The following is a 20,146-nucleotide window of genomic DNA, read 5'->3' on the forward strand; positions in this document are numbered from 1 at the left end:
GGAATCCTATTCAGAAAATGCGCACGCACGCTGCCAGGCAGCGGCGTCAATTTCGATCAGCAGCGGCCCGTTGGGCTCGCGGTTGTCGAGCGCGTTGGCAAGTTCGGCAGGGCTCTCTACCAGCATGCCGGGGCAACCAAAGCCTTCGGCCAAGGTGAGAAAGTTAGGCGCCTGAATATCCACCCCTAAGCGCGCGACGCCGTTGGCGTCCATATAACGACGGATCTCTTCGTAACCGGCGTTGTGCCACAAAACGATGACGACTGGCAGGCGGGCTTCGACGGCGGTGGCAATTTCCGACAGCGTGAACATCACACCGCCATCTCCCACCAGCGCCACCACCGGCAGGTCAGGCCGCGCCAGCTGTGCTCCCAATGCGGCGGGTAACCCGTAACCCAAGGTGCCGTAACCGGTAGAGGCATTGAAGTAGCGGCGGGGTGCAGGCTGGCTAACCAGGTGGTTACCGGCATACACCGGGGCGGTGGAATCGCCTACCAAAATGGCTTCGGGAAGGTGGTCGGCAAGCGTGGCATAGAGGGGCACGAAATCGCTAAACGCGGGATCGTTCGCCAAGTCTAAGGTATTCAGAGCGGCGGCCGTTCTCTCAGCGCCTTGACGCTTTAACGGCGCCGAAAAATGCGCCAGCAGAAGCGCCAAGCTGCGTCCGGCATCGCCCACCAGGCCCAGCGTGGTGCGCTGGTTACGCACCAGTTGCTCGGGATCGAGATCGATCCGAATCAGTGTCCCGTTGAGGTGGAAGCCGTCATCAAAAACGACGTCATAGTCAGTCTCACCCAGCTCGGTCCCTATCGCCAAAATGACATCCGCCTTAGCGGCTAGCTCACGAACCGCGGGCAGCGCGGCATTAGCGCCTAAGTCCAGCGGGTGATCACGACCCAGCAGCCCCTTAGCGTTGATGGTGGTCACCGTGGGGGCATCCAGTTGCTCAACTAATGCTCTTGCGGCTTCCGGCGCTGAAACGCAGCCGCCGCCCAATAGCACCAGGGGCTGCTTCGCTGCTTTTAGTAAGCGTGCAGCCTCGGCCAAGCCTTCTGGGTCAGGTGCGGCGCGGTAAAGCGTGGGCGCTTGCCAACTGGCTGGCACATTCACCGGGGCATGAAACAGATCGATAGGGATTTCGATATGCACCGGGCCTGGGCGCGCCCCCTTGAAAATGGCAAAGGCGCGAGCCAACACCTCGGGCAGTGTGTTGGCGTCCAGCAACGTGTGGCTAAACCGCGCTACGCCGCTGATCATCTGCTGCTGGCTGGGCAGCTCGTGCAGCCGCCCTTGGCCTAAGCCCAAGGTATCGCGGCGGTTGACGCTGGAGATCACCAGCATGGGGATGGAGTCCGCCAGGGCTTGGCCCATGGCGGTGGCAATGTTGGTCATGCCTGGGCCGGTGATAATCAGGCACACCCCCGGTTGGCCGCTGGCGCGGGCATAACCGTCGGCCATAAACCCCGCGCCCTGCTCATGGCGCGGGGTTATATGCTGCACATCGCTGCCTTCCAGACCACGATAAAGCTCTATCGTATGCACGCCGGGGATGCCGAACAGGGCGCTCACCCCGTAAGTCTCCCGCAGCAGCCGAATGAGTAGCTCTGCACAGGTCATGGCGGGTTGTTTACGTGCTTCTTCAACGCTCATTACAGTCCCCTTAGAAGAAAAACGTGTGGGCCATAAAGGCGATGATCGGCAGCGTAATCGCGGTACGCAGTAGAAAGATGGCCACCAGTTCCCAGAGTTTGATGGGGATTTTCGACTTGAGCAGCAGCGCGCCTATTTCAGACATGTAAATCAGCTGGGTCAGGGAGAGACAGGCGATCACAAAGCGAGTGAGCTCGCTTTCAATATTGGTCGCTAATACCGCTGGTAGGAACATATCGGCAAAGCCAACCAGCGTTGCGGGTGCTGCCGCTTCTGCCTCTGGAATACGCAGCAGTTCCAGCACCGGTACCATGGGGTAAGAGAGCCACGTAAACAGCGGGGTAAACTCCGCCAGAATGAGCGCCACCGTGCCAATGGCAAACACCAAGGGTAGTAAACCTAGGAAAATATCCATCACGTTGAGCAGCGCCAAACGTGCTAGCTCGCGAGGGCCGGGAGCGCCAGCGGCGCGATTGGTGGCTTGAATCAAGCTATAGCGGAACAGGCCGACCTTTTCGGTACGTTCTTCGTTTAACTGACAGCCGACCGGATCATAGTAATCATTGGACTTGCGCGATAGCGGTGGGATGCGCGGCACAATGACCGCAGCGATTAACCCTGCCACCACGACCGTCGTGTAAAACTGCACAAACAGATGGTTAATATCGACGAAGCTCGTCACTAACAGCGCAAAGGCAATAGATACCACAGAGAAGTTGGTGGCAATGACGGAGGCTTCGCGACCATTGTAATAGCCCTGTTCATACTGCTGCGTGGTAATGAGCACACCCACGGTACCTGACCCCATCCATGAGGCAGTGGCATCAATGGCGCTGCGCCCCGGCAGGTTAAAAATTATCCTGAACGGTTTGCGTACCATGCTGCCGATAAACTCCATAAAGCCAAACTCGACCAGAAACGGTAGCAACAGCGCGGCAAAGAAGAAGAACGTTAAGAGCACCGGCGCAAGGTCATTGAGCATGACGCCACCAGTAAAAGAGGCAGTGACGAACTCAGGCCCAAACTGGAAATAGGTCATCACCGCAAACAGAGCGCCTAAAGAACGCATTGCCAACCACAGCGGCCCAACATGAAACATCTCGTGCAACATGCCTTTTTTGGCCCAGCCAGGGTTAGCTAGCTTGGCATAAACAGTGACTACCACTGAAAGACAAAGCACGACTACCGCGATAGCTGGCAGCGCTGAGCCTAATAGCGTTTGCAACCCCTCCGCCATAAGGCCCATACCAATATTGATGGTATCGCCAAATTGGAAAGGGACGAGGAACAGCAAAACCCCAATTAAAGAAGGCACTATAAACTTCAGTAAATGCGCCTGGGGGATCGGCCCCGACGAGGTCGGCATTGCGGTCTTAACGTTACTATTCGACATAGGATTCACCTATTGGAAGTGATTATTGGAGGTGGGCTAGCGGCGTCCTGGCAGGAAGTCGACCTTCCTGCCATCTGTCTTTTTTATTAGCGCCTTGTTAGATCGGCGCTTTTTTAATCAAAACTGTCTTACCATCGGCTTAATCGCCGCGCTTCACGCCCGGCAGGATGCAGAGCATTTCATACAGCAGCGTGGCGCCCATCAACGCCGTGTTGCCGCTGGGGTCATAGGGGGGCGATACTTCAACCAAGTCACCGCCGACGATGTTCAACCCCGCCGCGCCGCGAACAATCTCAAGCCCTTGGGCAGAGGTCAGGCCGCCCATTTCCACCGTGCCGGTGCCGGGCGCGACCGAGGGGTCCAGTCCATCGATATCGAAACTGATATACACCGGGATATCGCCCATCTGTTCACGCACTTCGGCCATCAGCGGTGTCAGCGAGCGATGCCAGCACTCCTCAGCCTGCACCACACGGAAGCCCTGCTCGCGACACCAGTCAAAGTCCTCAGGGGCGTAACCGGTCCCGCGCAGACCGATTTGCACGACTTTGTTATGGGCCAGCAGCCCCTCCTCCTGGGCACGACGAAACGGCGTACCGTGGGCAATCGGCTCGCCAAACATATGCTCGTTCACATCGGCGTGGGCGTCGATATGGATCAACCCCACCGGGCCGTGCTTTTTGGCCATCGCGCGCAGAATCGGTAGCGTCAGCGTGTGCTCGCCGCCTAGCGTCAGCGGAATGCAGTCATGCTTTAACACGTCGTCGTAAAAGGCCGTGATAATGTCGACGCTTTTCGGCAGATGGAACGTATTGATCGGTACGTCGCCGATATCGGCTACCTGGAGGCTTTCAAAAGGCGCGGCGCCGGTGGCCATATTGTAGGGGCGAAGCATGCGCGACTCATCGCGAATCTGCCGCGGCCCAAGGCGCGTGCCGGGGCGGTTCGAGGTACCGATATCCATGGGGATGCCAATAAAGGCAGCATCCAGCCCTTGGGCGTTCTCTTGCGTCGGCAGGCGCATCATGGTGGCGGGACCTGCAAAGCGCGGCATGGTGTTGCCGCCCAGCGGCTGATTAAACTCTGACATCGTTATCTCCTTGGATTTATTGTGGCGTTGAGGCACGGCTGATCCATGCTGCCTAGTTGAGTTCTTTGTCTTCTTGGGTTTTTTGTCTTCTAAGACATTGCACAGAACGTGCCAACCCTGCGCTAGCGATAAACAGGTAGGATAACGGGCAAAACGATGCAAAAATGCATCAAACAAGCACACCAACGATTCATAAATGAATCAATCATTCATTTATGAATCGCCTAGGCAAGGCTGGCTGGCGTGAGAGACACACAATGAGTGAAATAGACAAGCACGTACTGCAAACCATCGTAGAAACCGCCAACGACCACTTCTTTATCGTCAGTGGCGATGGGCAGATCGTGGATGTCAGCCCAGGTGCCGAAGCGGTTTATGGAGTATCGCGTGAAGAGCTGCTTTCCAGCAGCGTCCAACAGCTACAGGCGGCTGGGGTATTGAAGCCCTCCATTACCATGGAAGTCATGCGTACCCGTCGGCCTGCGCAATTGATGCAAATCACAGGCACAGGCCGCCGCGTCATTGCAGAAGCCTATCCAGTGTTCGTGAATGGCAAGCTGGAACGCATTATCAGTCGCTCGCGAGATTTAACCGACCTCCAGTTGCTGCAAGACGAATACGCGCTGCTCCAAAAACGCTTTAGCGAACACTTAAAGCGCAGCCATGCCGCGCCGGATGCCGAAGAGCAGGCGTTGGATGACGCCCTGGATAACCTGCAGGTCAGAAGCCATGTGATGCGGGAAATTGCCCTACTGCTCAAGCGGGTCGCCCCTTCAGACGCCAATGTGCTGATGCTGGGGGAGTCCGGCGTGGGCAAGACCGCTTTTGCCAAGCAGCTACATCGCTGGAGTCAGCGCCATAACGGCCCTTTTATCGACGTCAATTGCGCGGCGATTCCTGAAAACCTGTTCGAGTCCGAGATGTTTGGCTATCAGCCCGGCGCGTTTAGCGGCGCGGCGCGGCAAGGTAAAGCTGGTTTATTGGAGCAGGCTGAAGGGGGCACGCTGTTCCTTGATGAAATCGGCGAGCTGCCGCTACTGATGCAAACCAAGCTGCTCAAAGTCATTCAGGATGGCAGCCTGACCCGCTTGGGCGATACGCGTTCGCGCCGGGTCGATTTCCGCTTAGTGGTGGCGACCAATCAGGACCTGGGCAAACAGGTGGAAGCCGGGCTATTTCGCTTGGATCTTTACTACCGTCTCAACGTGATTCCAGTCACCCTACCGCCGCTCCGAGACCGCCGCGAGGATATCCCCGACCTGGTCGAAGCGTGCTTAAAACGGCTGAATCAGCGTTATGGACGGCAAAAAATTCTCGGCAATCAGGTGTGGTCGACCCTCATGGGCAGCGACTGGCCAGGAAATGTTCGCGAGCTTGAAAACTGGCTGGAGCGGGCCTGGCTCTCAAGTTCCAACGATCAAATTGAAGCCCCCACCCCACAGGCCCATAGCGAACAGCGAGCCGACAGCTTGCCGAGTGGCTCCCCCGCACTGCTGGTAGCACCACTTGCGCCGGAAGAAAACCTGAAACAGTACCTCGAACGCTTAGAGCGTGAAGCGCTACAAGCGCTATGCCACACACTCCCCAGTACCTATGCCATCGCCGAGCGGCTGGGCATCAGCCAATCCAGCGTGGTGCGTAGGCTTCAGCGCTATGGCATTAAAGTCGCCAAATGATTTTCTGCTTGACACAGCGGCTGTCATAAACGATCCATGTAAGTGTCATACAACGGCAACACCTTCAACACAAGCTGAACCAATAACAACCAACAGCCGGTGATGTGTGTGCTATGTCAAACCAATCGCGTATCCGCCTGGAACGCGTCACCAAACGTTGGGACGCGACCGCTGCCGTCGATGATATCTCCTTCGACGTCACGCCTGGGCAATTTGTCATTCTGCTAGGCCCTTCGGGCTGCGGCAAATCTACTACGCTGCGTATGATCGCAGGCTTGGAAGAGGCCAGCGGCGGGCATATCTATATTGGTGAGCGTGATGTGACACGCCTGCCGCCCGGTGACCGTGGGCTGAGCATGGTGTTTCAGTCCTATGCACTGTTCCCGCATTTAAGTGTTGCCGACAACATCGTGTTTGGCCTGCGCAGTCGTAAAGTACCCAAAGCCGAACAGCGCGAACGGCTCGCCAAGGTCGCCGAGCTGGTCGATCTCACCGATTACCTGACCCGCAAACCTGCCCAACTCTCCGGTGGCCAGCGACAGCGAGTGGCGTTGGCGCGCTCAATTATCTCCGAACACCCCATTTGCTTAATGGATGAGCCGCTCTCCAATCTGGATGCGCGGCTGCGAAGCGATATGCGCAGAGAAATCAAAGCGTTGCAAAGTCGCCTAAATATGACGGTGATTTACGTCACCCACGATCAAGTTGAGGCCATGAGTATGGGTGATCGCGTCATTCTGATGCAGCACGGCAAAATCGTGCAGGACGGTACGCCCGACGAACTTTATAACCGCCCCGCCAGCGCCTTTGCCGCAAGCTTTATCGGTAGTCCAGCGATGAATCTGCTGCCGTTGGTGGCCGGTGAGACTGGTGCCGTCATCGAAGGTGAGCCGAGCACGCCAGTGGCACCAATGGAAGCCGCCGGTGGACACCTGGGCGTGCGCCCAGAAGATATTGAGCTTAGGTCCGCAGCGTCGCCAGGCGTACCCGCCAAGGTATTAAGTGAAGAGTACTTGGGGGCAGATACCATCGCCTATGTCGAGGTGGGCTCGCATACCCTACGCGTTCGACTAAGCGGCAAACCACTATTGACTGGCCAGCCATGCAGCCTCTTTTGGGCGTCCAAGAACATACACCTTTTCGATGCTAACGGCCTACGGCGCGATGATATGCCACTAAGCGATTTCGCTCCGCCAATCCGCAGCATTCCTCGTCCACCGGCGGTGGGCTCTTTCCAACACTGATCGCTTTTCAACCTTGATTCAGTCCTGACACTTGTGGAGTCTCTTATGCGTTCGCGGATCCCTTTTGCGATGACGGCCCTGGCAGCGGGCTTGTTGAATGCCGCCCAGGTCAACGCTGATAGCGTCGATCTCACCATGTACTACCCAGTGTCGGTGGGCGGTGCGCTCACCGACGTGGTGGATAATCTGGTAGAGGAGTTCGAAAGTGAACACCCGGATATCAACGTGGAAGCGATCTACGCCGGCAACTATGACGACACCCGCGTGCGGGCGATGTCCGCCATCGAGGCTGGCGATACGCCGCAACTGTCTGTCCTTTTCTCAATCGACCTTTATGAGCTGATTGAGCAAAACGCCATTGTGGCCTTTGATAACCTAATCGAAACCGATGAAGAGCAAGAGTGGCTCGACAGCTTTTACCCTGGCTTGATGGAAAACGGCCAGCTGGATGGCAAAACCTACGGCATTCCCTTCCAGCGCTCCACCATCGTGCTGTTCTGGAACAAAGATGCCTTTGAAGCGGCAGGCCTAGACCCCGAAACACCCCCTGAGAACTGGGAAGAGATGGCCGAAATGGCCGCCACCGTGCGCGAAGCATCTGGCGGCGAGCAGTGGGGCGTGATGGTGCCTTCCACTGGCTACCCCTACTGGATGTTCCAGGCCTTCGCGTTTCAGAATGGCCATCGCCTGATGAGCGAAGATGGTACTGAGGTCTACTTTGATGATCCCGCTGCTATTGAAGCACTGGAGTACTGGGTGTCGCTGGCCACTGAGCACGACGCCATGCCCGATGGCACCATCGAGTGGGGCACGCTGCGCCAAAACTTTATTGAGCAGTCTACGGCGATGATGTGGCACACCACGGGCAACCTAACGGCCGTGCGTAGCGAAGCTGATTTCGACTTTGGCGTTGCCATGCTGCCGATGAAAACCCAGCGCGGCAGCCCCACCGGCGGCGGCAACTTCTACATTTTTGAAGATGCCAGCGAAGAAGAGCAACGCGCAGCGATGACCTTTATCCGCTGGATGACCGACCCCGAGCGCGCCGCGGCCTGGTCAATTGAAACCGGCTATATGGGCGTTAGCCCCGCCGCTTATGAAACCGATGCACTGAAAAGCTATGTGGAAGAGTTCGCGCCCGCAGCCGTGGCTCGCGACCAGCTTGAACATGGCACAGCTGAGCTTTCCACGTATCAGGGTGGCCGCGTGCGTCGTGCTTTGGATAACGCCGTACAAGCCGCGTTAACTGGCCAGATGTCACCGGAAGAAGCGCTTAGCCAAGCGCAGCAAGAAGCCGATGGCGTGCTGCGCCGCTACGCTCGCTAATCGTCATATTTTTTCCTGTTCGCCGGGGCATGCCCCGGCTTTTCCAGCGTGCGGTATTTAACTATGCCCTTCACCGACCACCGCAAAATGCAGCTCTATGGCGCGCTTCTGCTGCTGCCCGCCGCCATACTGCTGGCCACTTTCGCTTACCTGCCCACCATCGCGACGGTGATCAACAGCCTGTTTTTACCTGGCTTTCGCGGCGCACCCACTGAGTTCGTAGGGCTTGAAAACTATCAGGTGTTGTTCGATGACCCGACATTTTGGAAAGTAGCGCGTAACAACTTAATCTACGCCGTTGGTACGATTCCAACTTCTATCGCGCTGGCACTGTGCATGGCGCTATTTGTTAACGGAAGACTGCGCGGACGCGGCGTTGTTCGCATGGCCTACTTTACCCCGACCATCCTGCCCATGATCGCCGCTGCCAATATTTGGATGTTTTTCTACGCCCCTCAGATTGGCCTATTCAATAAACTGCTTGGCGCGTTAGGTTTTTCGGGCGTGAATTGGCTCGGCGACCCAAGCGTGGCGCTGGGATCAGTGATCGTGATGTCGGTATGGAAAGAAGCGGGCTTTTTTATGATTTTCTACCTCGCCGCGCTGCAAGGCATTGCACCTGAATTTAAAGAGGCGTCTGACCTTGAGGGCACCAGCCGCTGGAGCTTCTTCTGGCGAGTTACCTTCCCACTGCTGATGCCCACCACGCTGTTTGTGCTGATTAACGCCTTGATCAATGCGGTAAGAGTCGTCGATCACCTGTTTATTTTGACCAAGGGCGGGCCCAACAACGCGACGAACCTGCTGCTCTATTACGTCTATGAGAACGCGTTTTCATTTTTTGACCGCACCACCGCGGCCACCATTACGGTGGTTATTCTGCTAGTCCTCGCAGTCGTTGCCACGCTTAAGTTCACGATTCTAGATCGTAGGACGCACTACCAATGAATACGATAACACCCTATGCCCCCCGCGCCCGTTTCGTCTCCATTCCATCACTGGAAACCGTGGCCGCGTGGCTGCTGGCGATTATTTGGATTTTTCCGCTGCTGTATGCCTTTTGGGCCGCCTTCCACCCCAGCGAGTTTATGGTGAATTTCGAACTTTTCGCCCCGCTGACGCTGGAGAACTTTGCCAACGCCTGGTCGCAAGCGCCCTTTGCTCGCTACTACCTGAACACCTTTGCGCTGGTGACAGGGGTAGTGATCGGTCAGTTTGTGGTCTGCACCCTGGCGGCGTTTGCCTTTGCGCGCTTCCCGATTCCCGGCAAGAACGTTCTATTTATGCTGGTGCTGATTCAACTGTTTGTGTTCCCCGAAGTGCTGATTGTCGAGAACTACCGCATCGCCAGTGAACTGGGGCTGATCAACACCATCACCGGGATTGGCCTGCCCTATGTAGCCAGCGCCCTGGGTATTTTTCTGCTTCGCCAAACCTTTAAAACCATCCCCCGGGAGCTGGAAGACGCCGCCCGCATCGAAGGCTGCAACTGGCTGGAAATTTTGTGGAAGGTGTACGTACCGCTCGCCAAGCCCACCTATTTGGCTTACGGGCTGGTCTCGATTAGCCACCACTGGAACAACTTTATCTGGCCATTAGTGGTCACCAACTCGGTAGAGAGCCGCCCGCTCACGGTAGGGTTAGGGGTCTTTTCAGCACCCGAAACCGGCGTTAACTGGGCGACCGTCAGCGCCGCCACCCTGCTCAGTATCGCCCCGCTGCTGGTCGCCTTTCTGCTGTTCCAACGCCAGTTCGTACAATCATTTTTACGGGCGGGGATTCGCTAGGCCAACTCCCTTAAGTTTTCGTGCGACAATTTGCTCTCTAGCACGAGACAAGGAGAGCATTGATGCATGGCGACCCTCACCCGGCAGCCCTCAAGGTACTGCAGGAAGTATTTGGCTACGACAGCTTTCGCGGCCCGCAGCAGGCTATCATTGAGCATGTGATCGCCGGAGGTGATGCGCTGGTGCTGATGCCTACCGGCGGAGGCAAGTCGCTGTGTTATCAGATCCCGGCACTGCTGCGCGAAGGCACCGCGATTGTGGTCTCGCCACTGATTGCGCTGATGCAGGATCAGGTAGCGGCACTGGAACAGAACGGGGTCAGGGCGGCTTATCTCAACTCCAGCCTCGATTATCACGCGGCAGTCGAGGTAGAGAATCGGCTACGGGCAGGCGAGCTGGATCTTTTATATGTCGCGCCCGAGCGGTTGGCCACGGCGCGTATGCAGAGGCTGCTGGAGCAGCCCCGGATTGCGCTGTTCGCCATTGATGAGGCCCACTGCGTCTCCCAGTGGGGCCACGATTTCCGCCCCGAGTATCGACAGCTCTCCCAGCTACACCAACGCTTTCCCCAAGTGCCGCGCATCGCCCTCACCGCCACTGCCGATGTGCCTACCCGGGGCGATATCATGGAGCATTTACAGCTCCAGGAGGCGGCGCTCTACAACAGCGGCTTTGACCGCCCCAACATCCGCTACCATATCGCCGAGAATCAGGGTAACGCCAAGGAACAGCTGCTGCGCTTTATCCGCGAACGCCACGACGGCGAGGCGGGTATCGTCTACTGCCTTTCCCGGCGCAAGGTGGAGGAGACCGCCGCCTGGCTGGAGCGTCAGGGGCTGACTGCACTGCCCTACCACGCAGGGCTTCCCCCCGAGCAGCGCCAGCAGCATCAGACCCGCTTTCTACGTGAAGATGGCGTGGTGGTCGTCGCCACCATCGCCTTTGGCATGGGCATCGACAAGCCGGACGTGCGCTTTGTGGCGCACCTCAATTTGCCTAAAAGTATCGAAGCCTATTACCAGGAGACGGGCCGCGCCGGGCGTGATGGCCTGCCTGCCGATGCCTGGATGGCCTATGGGCTTCAGGACGTGATCACGCTGCGCCAGATGCAGCAGGACTCCAGCGCCGCCGACCAGCAAAAGCGCATCGAACAGCAGAAGCTCGACGCCATGCTGGGGCTGTGCGAGATCATCAGCTGCCGCCGCCAGGCGCTTTTGCACTACTTTGGCGATCACCTGGACGCCCCTTGCGGCAACTGCGATAACTGCCTGACCCCGCCCGAGACCTGGGAGGCCACCGTGGCGGCGCAAAAGGCACTGTCGTGCGTCTACCGCACCGAGCAGCGCTTCGGCGTGACCTACCTGGTGGATGTGCTGCTAGGCAAAAGCAATGAACGTATCGCCCGCTTTGGCCACGACCGCCTCAGCACCTTCGGCATCGGCAAAGACCTCACGGCCAGAGAATGGAAAGCGCTCTTTCGCCAACTGATTGCCAGCGGTTTTTTGAGCGTGGATATGGAGGGGCATGGCGGCATTAAGCTCACCGCCAATGCCAAGCCGGTGCTGCGCGGCGAGCAGACACTCACCCTGCGCAAACCCCTCAAGACCAAGGCCACTCGACGAGGAAACAAAGGCGCCTCTGCCCCCCAGGGCCACGGCCCGCTGTGGGAAGCTCTACGCCAGCACCGCCGTGAACTGGCCGAAGCCCAGGGCGTGCCAGCCTATGTGATCTTCCATGACGCCACCCTGGCCGAACTGGTCGAGCAGAAACCCCAGAGCATGGAAGCCCTGGGCGCGATTTCAGGCATCGGCGCGCGCAAGTTGGCAGATTACGGCGAGGGCTTTCTGGACGTTATTCTGGCGCATCAAGAAACCGAGCAAAACAGCTGAACCGGCGCGCCCTCAAAAAGCTCAAATGGTCGCTATTTTCAAAAATCGCTCACTTGGCGTAATCTATCCATAAGTGAGGAGGGAAATAGATGGCTATTCAGCACAAAACAGCCGGCAAGCGTCGCGAAATGGGGGCCGCAGCGATGCGCACCTACCCCAGCATTTCACACAGCTGGGGGTTGAAAGAGAGTGAAGCCGCTCTTCTATTGGGAGTACCTGATTCCACCTATCGGCGTTGGAAGCAGGCACCAGAGAATGCCCGCCTGGATGCTAATCATCTAGAACGGATGTCGTTGATTCTCGGCATCTACAAAGCACTGCATATACTGTTGCCCAACAAAGAAGCGGCCAACAGTTGGTTGCAGAGATCCAACAGCAACCCTCTTTTCGCCGGTCACTCGCCAATGGAGCGTCTGTTAAATGGGCAAGTCTCAGACCTCTACGTTGTTCGCCAGCATTTAGATGCAGCGCGTGGTGGAGGCCATGCATGACATTCCCGCTGAGTAATGTCACGTGGCGACCCAGTTACCGCGTTATCCCCTCGCGTTTTCCTCCCATTGATTTATTCGAAGGCGTCAATTGCAACGCTGATGACTGGGACTTACTCAATGAATTGGAGGGTGAAACCTCCGCAAGGCTTCGTGAGGAAGCGGGAGCCATCCATCTAGTCCGCGATGACGATCGCCGCTACGGCCCCGGCTGGACGCCAGTCATGGCTGCCTTCTGCCACTTCCCCGCTACCGGTTCGCGTTTTAGCGATGGCACTTTTGGTGCTTACTACTGCGCACTCACCGAAGCCACCGCCATTGCCGAAACCGTTTACCACGCAGAACGCTTTATGGGGGAGTCAAACGAACCGCCCATGATGCTTCAGCAACGTGTTTATCTGTCGGATTTAACGGGCCAACTACTTGATTTACGTGGGCAGGATGCTGCCCAAGCGCTTCTCACGCCGGATAGCTGGGTAGCCGGAAAAACCTTGGGGAGAAAAGCCTGGGAGGAACAAACGGACGGTATCGTTTACCCCAGCGTTCGAGACCCGGAGGGAGAATGTGCCGCTGTGCTACGACCTCCCGTGCTCTCTGCGACAAGGCAAGGGCGTCATCTCGGGTATGACTGGGATGGTCAGCGTATCCGCCATGTCTACGAGCTCACGCTATTGGGCTAACGATTAACTTTCGCTCCTACTTTTCGCTCCGCCCCTGGCAGTGTTCACCGCGTGCGATCGCGGCGGCATCAAATACGCCGGTATCCAATACCCAAGCCGTCACGAGTTTGGCGGGAGTGACATCAAAAGCGGGGTTCCATACCGGGGCGTTGTCGGGTGCCCAAATTACCTCACCAAAAGCACCTGCGGCGCCGCGCACCTCAGCGGGATCACGTTGTTCAATAGGAATGTCCGCACCGGTGGCGCAGGCGGGATCAACCGTAGTGTAGGGGGCCACCACATAGAACGGCACCTGGTGGTAGTGAGCGATTACCGCCAGCATGTAAGTGCCCACTTTATTGGCGAAGTCGCCGTTGGCGCAGATACGGTCAGCGCCAACCATCACTTTATCCACCTTGCCTAACGCCATCAGGCTCGCGGCCATGCTGTCGGTAATTAACTGGTAGGGAATACCCAGATCAGCCATTTCCCAGGCGGTTAAGCGGCCACCTTGCAGCAGCGGGCGGGTTTCATCCACATACACATGAAGGTCTACGCCACGCTGTTTGGCCACCGCCAGCGCGCCAATCGCGGTGCCCACCCCCGCGGTGGCCAGCGCCCCGGTGTTGCAGTGGGTGAGCACACGATCACCCGTTTTCAGCAAGTCAGCGCCCCGTTCGGCCATTTGTTGGCACAGCGCACGATCCTCTGCAAACAGCACGGCGGCGCGCTCGGCTAGAGCATTGGCGCCTTGCTCAAAGCAGGCTTCCATGGCATCCAGGCAGTACATTAGATTGACGGCTGTCGGACGTGTGGCGCGCAGGCGATCGCTGACTTCCTGCCAATCGTGTTCTGGATGGCGCGCGGCGTACTGCGCCAGCACGAAAGCGGCGCTCAAACCAATCAGTGGTGCGCCACGAATGGCTAAGTTCTTAACCGCCCCCTGCCACGCCTCGGGAGAGTCACAGGGCACCCACTTTTCAGCTTGCGGCAACTGAGTTTGATCCAAGTACTCAAGCGTATCGGCATGGACCCGCAAACTGCGTGACTGAAGTTGAGGCATCGATGGACTCCTTGGGCACTTAATCGGAACAGCTACACGGCTTATCAGCCGCGAAGCTTATCATATAGAATGGCCGCCAATAGAAGAGGCGACGCAGACCTTATGATGACGCTACAAACTGAACTGCTGGCCGCCATTTCATGGGCGGCGCAGCAAGGCTGGACGCCTGCTACCGGCGGTAATTTTTCCGCCCGCACCGAGGCGGGCTACCTAGTCACCGCCTCTGGCCGGGATAAAACCCATATTCAGGCTGATGACCTATTGCTGTGTGACCTGGATGGCAAGGTGCTATCAGGCGATGGTAAGCCGAGCGCGGAGAGTGATCTGCATGCCGCGCTCTATCGCTTAGACGCTTCGATTAACTGCGTACTCCACACTCACACCGTGGCCAGCACGGTGCTGTCGCGGCGCTTTCCAGAGGGTGTCGAGCTAAGCGGTTTCGAGATGCAAAAAGCGCTACAGGGAAACGTTACTCACGATGCCTCCATCCATTTGCCTGTCGTGCCCAACTCCCAGGATATGGAAGAGCTAGCCGAGCATGTGCGCCTCGGCTGGCCGATGCCCTGGGGCTTTTTGGTCGCGGGGCACGGCATTTATGCCTTAGGCGACAGCATTGCCAGCTGCCGACGCCACTTGGAAGCGATTGAGTTTTTACTAGCCTGTGTTCTTGAAGAGAGTCGCTGGTCTTAAATGAGCAGTCTTAAATGAGCAGTCTTAAATGAGTAGCCTTAAATGAGTAGCCTTAAATGAGTAACCCAACTGTTCGCGCCATTGTGACCGATATTGAAGGCACCACCACGGATATTAACTTCGTCCATAAGGTGCTGTTTCCCTACGCCCACAATAAGTTACCTGAGTTTCTACGCGCTAACGCAGAAATCCCAGCCGTCGCCGAGCAGATCGACGCCGTGCGCAGCGAAATGGGTGACCCTGATGCCACGCTGGAAGCTGTCATTACTGAGTTGCTGCACTGGATCGAAACCGACCAAAAAGTCACCCCGCTGAAAGCACTGCAGGGCATGGTATGGGCCGACGGCTACCAGCGTGGCGATTTTAAAGGTCACCTATATAGCGATGTAGCACCTGCATTGCACCAGTGGAAAGAGGCAGGCAAAGCCCTTTACGTTTATTCGTCAGGCTCCGTACAGGCCCAAAAACTGCTATTCGGCTACAGCGATGAGGGCGATTTAACCCCGCTGTTTAGCGGCTACTTCGATACCCATATTGGTCATAAGCGCGAGGCGACTGCTTATCAGCGTATTGTTGCCGAGCTTGACCTGCCTGCGGATGCGGTGCTGTTCTTGTCGGATGTGGTCGAAGAGCTGGATGCCGCCAAGCAGGCGGGCATGCAAACGCTGCAACTGGTACGTGAAGGTACTCAGGCCGGTACCCATCATGCATGCGTCACCCGCTTCGATGAGATCGCTCTGTAACGCTCATCGCCCGTCACTTTTAAGGAGAGTTGTAGATGTCGCAACTAAAAGTATTTGCTGATCAAAACCCGAACGATGCTCTGATCGACACCACTGACGGCGAACAAATGACCACTGAGCTCAACAAGGTGGGTGTGCTGTTTGAGCGCTGGGCAGCGCCGGGCGAGATTGCTGACGATGCCACCCAGGAAGATATTTTGGCGCTTTACCAGGAAGATATTGACCGGGTCAAAGCTAAGGGCGGCTATCAGACCGTCGATGTGCTGCACATGGTGCCCACGCACCCAGAGAAGGACGCCATGCGGCAGAAGTTCTTAAACGAGCATCGCCACCACGAAGATGAAGTGCGTTTCTTCGTTAAAGGCCAGGGGCTGTTCTGCCTGCACATCGATGACAAGGTGTATCAGGTCCTGTGTTCTCGCAATGACCTAATCAGCGTGCCTGCCAATACGCCCCACTGGTTCGATATGGGCCCAGCGCCGGAATTCACCGCGCTACGTTTCTTCGATAACGTGGAAGGCTGGGTGCCCCACTGGACCGAAAGCGATATCGCCGGGAAGTTTGATCGTTTGGATCAGCTTTAAATAGCTCGGCTATAGGAAAAACTTAGCCTGGGCCGGGACAAACCGTAGCGGGGGTCTTTCGCCATGGATGGCGAAAGTAGCGCCCAGGGATGGGGTCACAGCGCCCCCGTGTAGGTTTGTCCCGGCCCTGCCTGCTCGTTCTAACTCTCCTGTAAACCGTTTACAACACCTCTTGCTGGTTATACGCCCTGGCTAAATCCGCCAGCGCATTCAGGTCACAGTAGGCTTCCGGCTCCATGATCAGCGTTTGTCCCATCAGCACATTGCGCGCTTCAAGCTTGGCGCGTAGCGCGGTGTCTTTAATCTCTTCAAAGTCGGCGTTGTGGGCCAGAGATAACACCCGGCGGTGCATTTCGATACCGCAGTAGGCCAGCGCATCCAGGCGGATCTCTTCAAGCAGCGCATCGCAGGCGTCGTCTGCGCTATTGCCTTGCTCTTCAAACAGCGACTTGGGAAATAGAATACCAGTCCGCTCGGTTTGCCAAAGGTGGCGAAAATCGGCATCAAAATGGGTAAAGCAGGCTTCGATCACCTCCAATATCCACGCCTGATAAGCCTCAAGCTCATCTTCTAGGCGATGAGCGGGCTGGCTGAAATAGGCCATCAGGAAGTTGGCCACCGCCATGCCCAAGTCAAAGGCCATTGGACCGTATTGGGAGAACTCAGGGTCAATGACCCGCACGTCAGTATCCGTGGCCATAATCGAGCCGGAGTGCAGATCACCGTGCAGCATGGTTTCGGTGTTCGAGGTGAACTTCATCAACAGCCGCTGCACCTTGGCTTTCAGACGCGCACTGCGGCGCAGCTCGTCCACTACCGGCGAAAGTTCCGGGGTGTGGTGGTTCATTTCGGCGCCATAATAGGGGTCGGTAAACACCAGCGACTCGGTGATGGCGGGAATTGCCACATTGCCTGAGAACAATCCTACGTCCGCTTTTTTCTCCGGGCTGCTCAGCGAAAGCTCCGAGCCGCGAAACGCGGTGCGTGCGCAGAATTGGCCGATGATTTCGCCAAGTTGGGCAACTCGCTCACCGTTGATTAACTTGCGGCGCAGAATCGTGTGTGGGTGCAGGTACTCCATCACAAATAGCGCCTGGGGTTTGTCGAAGTAGTACACCTCAGGGGCAATGCCGGGCGCGCGCTTTGCCTGTCGAACCAGCGCATAGTATTCAAAGTGGGCGCGATAAATCGGTAGTGGCCAGCTTTCGCCCACCATGCGTACATAGGGAAGCGCCTGCTTAACCACGACACTGCCTACGTCACCGGAGACGATAAACACCAGGTTCAGGTTGCCGTCACCCACCTCGCGAACCTCCCAGCTAGCGGGTTCTCCGCCCACTCGACTAGCCACCGCTTCAACACTCCCAAGCCGCTGGGACAGAGTGTCGACGCTGAGCGCGCGGTAATGTTGATCAATCTCCACAGGCCAATCCTCACCAAAACGTTGCATATATTCAGGCCCGAATAGGGGGCTTTAAGACGTTGATTATCAGAGAGTAACGGTTAAAAGTTAATAAGGGGACTATCGTCATCGTTATTAATGGTGATCCCAATAGGGCCGTTCGCCAATTTCCGCGAACAAATACTCTAAAAAGGCGGCCACTTTCTGCGAGCGCAGGCGGTTTTCGGGGTAGATAACATGAATTCCTTCTCGCGTCGCTTCACCTAAGGCTTCATAGGTTTCTAGAATGGGCGTTAGGCCACCATCGCGCAGCGCATCGAATAGCAACCATGTGGGGAATAGCACAATACCTTGTCCTTGCAGAGCGGCTTCCACAAGGCTCTCGGCATTGTTGCTATGCAAATTGCCTTTTACCGAATAACGCTGCGCTTGGGGATCACCAGCCCCCTGGAAATACCAAGGCTGAACGCCGCGTGTTCCTTTATAAACTAAGCAGTTATGGTCACTCAATTGTTCAGGATGTTGAGGCTCACAGCGCTGCGCTAAATACCCGGGGGAAGCGCAAGCGACAAAGCGCTGGGTTGCCAGTTGCCGGGCCACCAGGCTTGAATCCCCCAGCGACCCCACACGTATTACGACATCGGCGCCTTCTTGTACCGGGTCGATAAAGGCATCGCTCAACGTTAGCTCTACTTCCACGGCCGGGTTTGCCTGCTGAAAACTAGCCAATAAAGGCGCGATATGCCGACGCCCAAATGCCACAGGTGCATTAAGACGCAGCAATCCCAGAGGTTGTTTAGCGCCGCTGATCACCTGCTCGGTAGCGGCATCCAAGCTTTCTAATATGCTTCTTACCTCCCGATAGTAGCGCTCACCAGCATCGCTCAGCCTTACCGCTCGCGTATGGCGGTAGAGCAACCGCTGGCCTAGCGAACGCTCCAACCCTGCAATGTGCCGCGAGACCGAAGAGGCCGGTAAATCAAAGTAGCGCGCGGCTTCAGCAAAGCTGCCGCTTGAGGCCACTCGCACAAAAAGGCGCAGCGCTAACAGGCGAAGCGAGTTGTCCAAAATGCAATAGTCCTTTGCTGTTTTGACGCATTGTAGCAATAACGCTAACTCTCTACAGTACGCGCTTCTTTTACTTAGCGGAGCCACCTATGCGTCACGCACTTATTCTGCTCGGCGTGCTAATCGCCGGGATGGGGCTATCGGTCGAAGCCGGTTTGCTAGGCCCTCTTGGTGAGCAGGTTGGCCATTTATCGGCCACCTTGTCGATTTTTATGGTGGGCGCGCTACTGCTCTCGCTAGCACTGGTGTTTGCGCCTAAGCGACAGCTGGGAGCCCTTTTTAAGCAGCCGCGCTGGCTACTGACGGGCGGCATCTTAGGCCCGGTCTATGTCATTGTGTTAACGCTTGCGACGCCGCTGGTGGGGGTTGGTATGACGATGGTGGGGATTTTGTGCGGTCAAGTAGCGGCCAGCGTCGCTATCGACCACTTTGGCTGGCTGGGAAGCGAGCAGCGTAAAGTCGACGGCTACCGTATTGGTGCCTTAGCGATGATTCTTGCCGCTCTGTGGTTAATGTAACGGCTAACGTATTCAGGAGCTAAACCATGCTACTCCCTCTTATCTTTATCTTACTGCTCGTCGGCGGTGCGGTACTGGCAGCTCAGTCCTCCATCAATGGCCGTTTGGGTGCAAAAGCAGGCGTCATCGAGAGTTCTTGGCTGACCTTTGTGATCGGCGCCGTCCTGACCTTTTTATTGATGTTCTTTTTTGAGCCAGCACAGCAAGCGACGCTCTTCAGCGTACCGAAATGGCAGCTAACCGGCGCGCTGTTTGGCGTGGTCTATATGTTGGCAATTGTGTTTGCCGTACCCCGAGTAGGCACCGCAGCGGCCACAGTAGCGGTCATTTCTGGCCAACTATTGATGAGCCTACTGATTGATCATTTCGGCTGGTTAAGCAATGCAGTGCGACCGTTAGATGCGTCACGCTACATTGCGATGGCGCTGCTCATAGGTGCTATCGGCTTAATCTATCTAAGTCACCAGCAGCGCCATCGTCGACTGGCAAGCCAGCCAAGCTAGTTATTCAGGCTCACCAGCCTTAACGTAGCTGACTATCTTTACTGCCGCGGCGGTTATAGCCACTGAAGCTCGACTGTTTTTTGTCTAGCTCACCCTGGCATACCACACACAGCCGGACACCAGGAATAGCCTTGCGGCGCGCTTCGGGAATGGGGTCGCCACACTCCTCACAATTTTCAAGACTTTCGCCGCGGGGCAATTGGCTACGCGCACGCTGCACCGCATCCTCCAGCGTGCTCTCCATCTGCTCTTGTTCGGCGCCATCTTTCGCCCATCCACCTGCCATCATCGCGCTCCTCGCTTCGGCACTAGCAATCTATCAGCATAGCAGTAACGCCCGATATTAACGTTGCAAGCTCAAGGGGCTCATTGA

At 56.8% G+C, this 20,146-nt stretch carries 20 protein-coding genes; 13 read left to right on the forward strand and 7 right to left on the reverse strand.

The window, feature by feature from the left end; all coding sequences use genetic code 11:
* Positions 1-6 precede the first annotated feature (6 nt).
* The 3 genes from V8L71_RS08895 to speB form a co-directional block, all read right to left on the reverse strand.
* On the reverse strand, positions 7-1,650 hold the full coding sequence (locus tag V8L71_RS08895) for a 5-guanidino-2-oxopentanoate decarboxylase (protein ID WP_336273871.1): 1,644 nt from the start codon (positions 1,648-1,650) through the stop codon (positions 7-9).
* 10 nt (positions 1,651-1,660) lie between these two features.
* Positions 1,661-3,043 (reverse strand): YjiH family protein, encoded by a 1,383-nt coding sequence (locus V8L71_RS08900; RefSeq protein WP_336273872.1) that lies wholly within the window; start codon positions 3,041-3,043, stop codon positions 1,661-1,663.
* A 139-nt stretch (positions 3,044-3,182) separates the two neighbouring features.
* Positions 3,183-4,133, reverse strand: coding sequence for an agmatinase (gene speB / locus V8L71_RS08905; RefSeq protein WP_336273873.1), 951 nt, complete (start codon positions 4,131-4,133; stop codon positions 3,183-3,185).
* A gap of 257 nt (positions 4,134-4,390) precedes the next feature.
* Here speB and V8L71_RS08910 point away from each other — a divergent pair, with 257 nt between their 5' ends.
* The 8 genes from V8L71_RS08910 to V8L71_RS08945 all read left to right on the forward strand — a co-directional run bounded on the left by V8L71_RS08910 (position 4,391) and on the right by V8L71_RS08945 (position 13,223).
* Entirely contained in the window at positions 4,391-5,809 is a 1,419-nt protein-coding gene (locus V8L71_RS08910) for a sigma-54 interaction domain-containing protein (protein ID WP_336273874.1), read from the forward strand.
* Between the two features lie 113 nt (positions 5,810-5,922).
* Entirely contained in the window at positions 5,923-7,053 is a 1,131-nt protein-coding gene (locus V8L71_RS08915; protein ID WP_336273875.1) for an ABC transporter ATP-binding protein, read from the forward strand.
* Between the two features lie 45 nt (positions 7,054-7,098).
* Positions 7,099-8,379, forward strand: coding sequence for an ABC transporter substrate-binding protein (locus V8L71_RS08920; RefSeq protein WP_336273876.1), 1,281 nt, complete (start codon positions 7,099-7,101; stop codon positions 8,377-8,379).
* Positions 8,380-8,442: 63 nt separating this feature from the next.
* Entirely contained in the window at positions 8,443-9,327 is an 885-nt protein-coding gene (locus V8L71_RS08925; RefSeq protein WP_336273877.1) for a carbohydrate ABC transporter permease, read from the forward strand.
* A complete protein-coding gene (locus V8L71_RS08930) occupies positions 9,324-10,166 on the forward strand; it encodes a carbohydrate ABC transporter permease (RefSeq protein WP_336273878.1) in 843 nt (280 codons plus the stop codon). The genes V8L71_RS08925 and V8L71_RS08930 overlap by 4 nt, the downstream gene beginning before the upstream one ends.
* 62 nt (positions 10,167-10,228) lie before the next feature.
* Positions 10,229-12,055 carry a DNA helicase RecQ gene (gene recQ, locus V8L71_RS08935; RefSeq protein WP_336273879.1) on the forward strand — a complete coding sequence of 609 codons (1,827 nt, stop codon included), beginning with the start codon at positions 10,229-10,231 and terminating at the stop codon, positions 12,053-12,055.
* An 89-nt stretch (positions 12,056-12,144) separates the two neighbouring features.
* Positions 12,145-12,546 carry an MbcA/ParS/Xre antitoxin family protein gene (locus V8L71_RS08940; protein ID WP_336273880.1) on the forward strand — a complete coding sequence of 134 codons (402 nt, stop codon included), beginning with the start codon at positions 12,145-12,147 and terminating at the stop codon, positions 12,544-12,546.
* Positions 12,543-13,223 carry an RES family NAD+ phosphorylase gene (locus V8L71_RS08945; protein WP_336273881.1) on the forward strand — a complete coding sequence of 227 codons (681 nt, stop codon included), beginning with the start codon at positions 12,543-12,545 and terminating at the stop codon, positions 13,221-13,223. Before V8L71_RS08940 ends, V8L71_RS08945 begins: the two co-directional genes overlap by 4 nt.
* Positions 13,224-13,239: 16 nt before the next feature.
* On the opposite strand, the gene mtnA is transcribed toward V8L71_RS08945, so the two are convergent.
* Positions 13,240-14,265: an S-methyl-5-thioribose-1-phosphate isomerase gene (gene mtnA / locus V8L71_RS08950; RefSeq protein WP_336273882.1), complete on the reverse strand. Its 1,026-nt coding sequence runs from the start codon at positions 14,263-14,265 to the stop codon at positions 13,240-13,242.
* 102 nt (positions 14,266-14,367) lie between these two features.
* On the opposite strand from mtnA, the gene mtnB reads away from it, so the two are divergent.
* Genes mtnB through V8L71_RS08965 form a run of 3 tightly spaced genes read left to right on the forward strand, consistent with a single transcriptional unit; the run spans position 14,368 to position 16,282 of the window.
* Entirely contained in the window at positions 14,368-14,955 is a 588-nt protein-coding gene (gene mtnB, locus V8L71_RS08955; RefSeq protein ID WP_336273883.1) for a methylthioribulose 1-phosphate dehydratase, read from the forward strand.
* 56 nt (positions 14,956-15,011) lie between these two features.
* Positions 15,012-15,698 (forward strand): acireductone synthase, encoded by a 687-nt coding sequence (mtnC, locus tag V8L71_RS08960; protein ID WP_336273884.1) that lies wholly within the window; start codon positions 15,012-15,014, stop codon positions 15,696-15,698.
* 35 nt (positions 15,699-15,733) lie between these two features.
* The gene (locus V8L71_RS08965) at positions 15,734-16,282 is read left to right on the forward strand and encodes a 1,2-dihydroxy-3-keto-5-methylthiopentene dioxygenase (protein ID WP_336273885.1); all 549 of its coding nucleotides are present in this window, start codon (positions 15,734-15,736) and stop codon (positions 16,280-16,282) included.
* A gap of 160 nt (positions 16,283-16,442) precedes the next feature.
* On the opposite strand, the gene mtnK is transcribed toward V8L71_RS08965, so the two are convergent.
* Both mtnK and V8L71_RS08975 read right to left on the reverse strand, forming a co-directional pair.
* Positions 16,443-17,705, reverse strand: a complete 1,263-nt coding sequence (gene mtnK / locus V8L71_RS08970; RefSeq protein ID WP_336273886.1) for an S-methyl-5-thioribose kinase — start codon at positions 17,703-17,705, stop codon at positions 16,443-16,445.
* 114 nt (positions 17,706-17,819) lie between these two features.
* Positions 17,820-18,752: a LysR family transcriptional regulator gene (locus tag V8L71_RS08975; protein ID WP_336273887.1), complete on the reverse strand. Its 933-nt coding sequence runs from the start codon at positions 18,750-18,752 to the stop codon at positions 17,820-17,822.
* Between the two features lie 89 nt (positions 18,753-18,841).
* On the opposite strand from V8L71_RS08975, the gene V8L71_RS08980 reads away from it, so the two are divergent.
* Together V8L71_RS08980 and V8L71_RS08985 are read left to right on the forward strand one after the other, a co-directional pair.
* Positions 18,842-19,270, forward strand: coding sequence for a DMT family transporter (locus V8L71_RS08980; RefSeq protein ID WP_008959383.1), 429 nt, complete (start codon positions 18,842-18,844; stop codon positions 19,268-19,270).
* 26 nt (positions 19,271-19,296) lie between these two features.
* Positions 19,297-19,773, forward strand: a complete 477-nt coding sequence (locus V8L71_RS08985; protein ID WP_008959382.1) for a DMT family transporter — start codon at positions 19,297-19,299, stop codon at positions 19,771-19,773.
* 19 nt (positions 19,774-19,792) lie between these two features.
* Here the strand turns inward: V8L71_RS08985 and V8L71_RS08990 are convergent, their stop codons facing one another.
* Positions 19,793-20,059 carry a DksA/TraR family C4-type zinc finger protein gene (locus V8L71_RS08990; RefSeq protein WP_336273940.1) on the reverse strand — a complete coding sequence of 89 codons (267 nt, stop codon included), beginning with the start codon at positions 20,057-20,059 and terminating at the stop codon, positions 19,793-19,795.
* Positions 20,060-20,146 lie beyond the last annotated feature (87 nt).

The organism is Vreelandella indica (assembly GCF_037070225.1).
GTDB classification, from domain to species: Bacteria; Pseudomonadota; Gammaproteobacteria; order Pseudomonadales; family Halomonadaceae; genus Vreelandella; species Vreelandella arctica.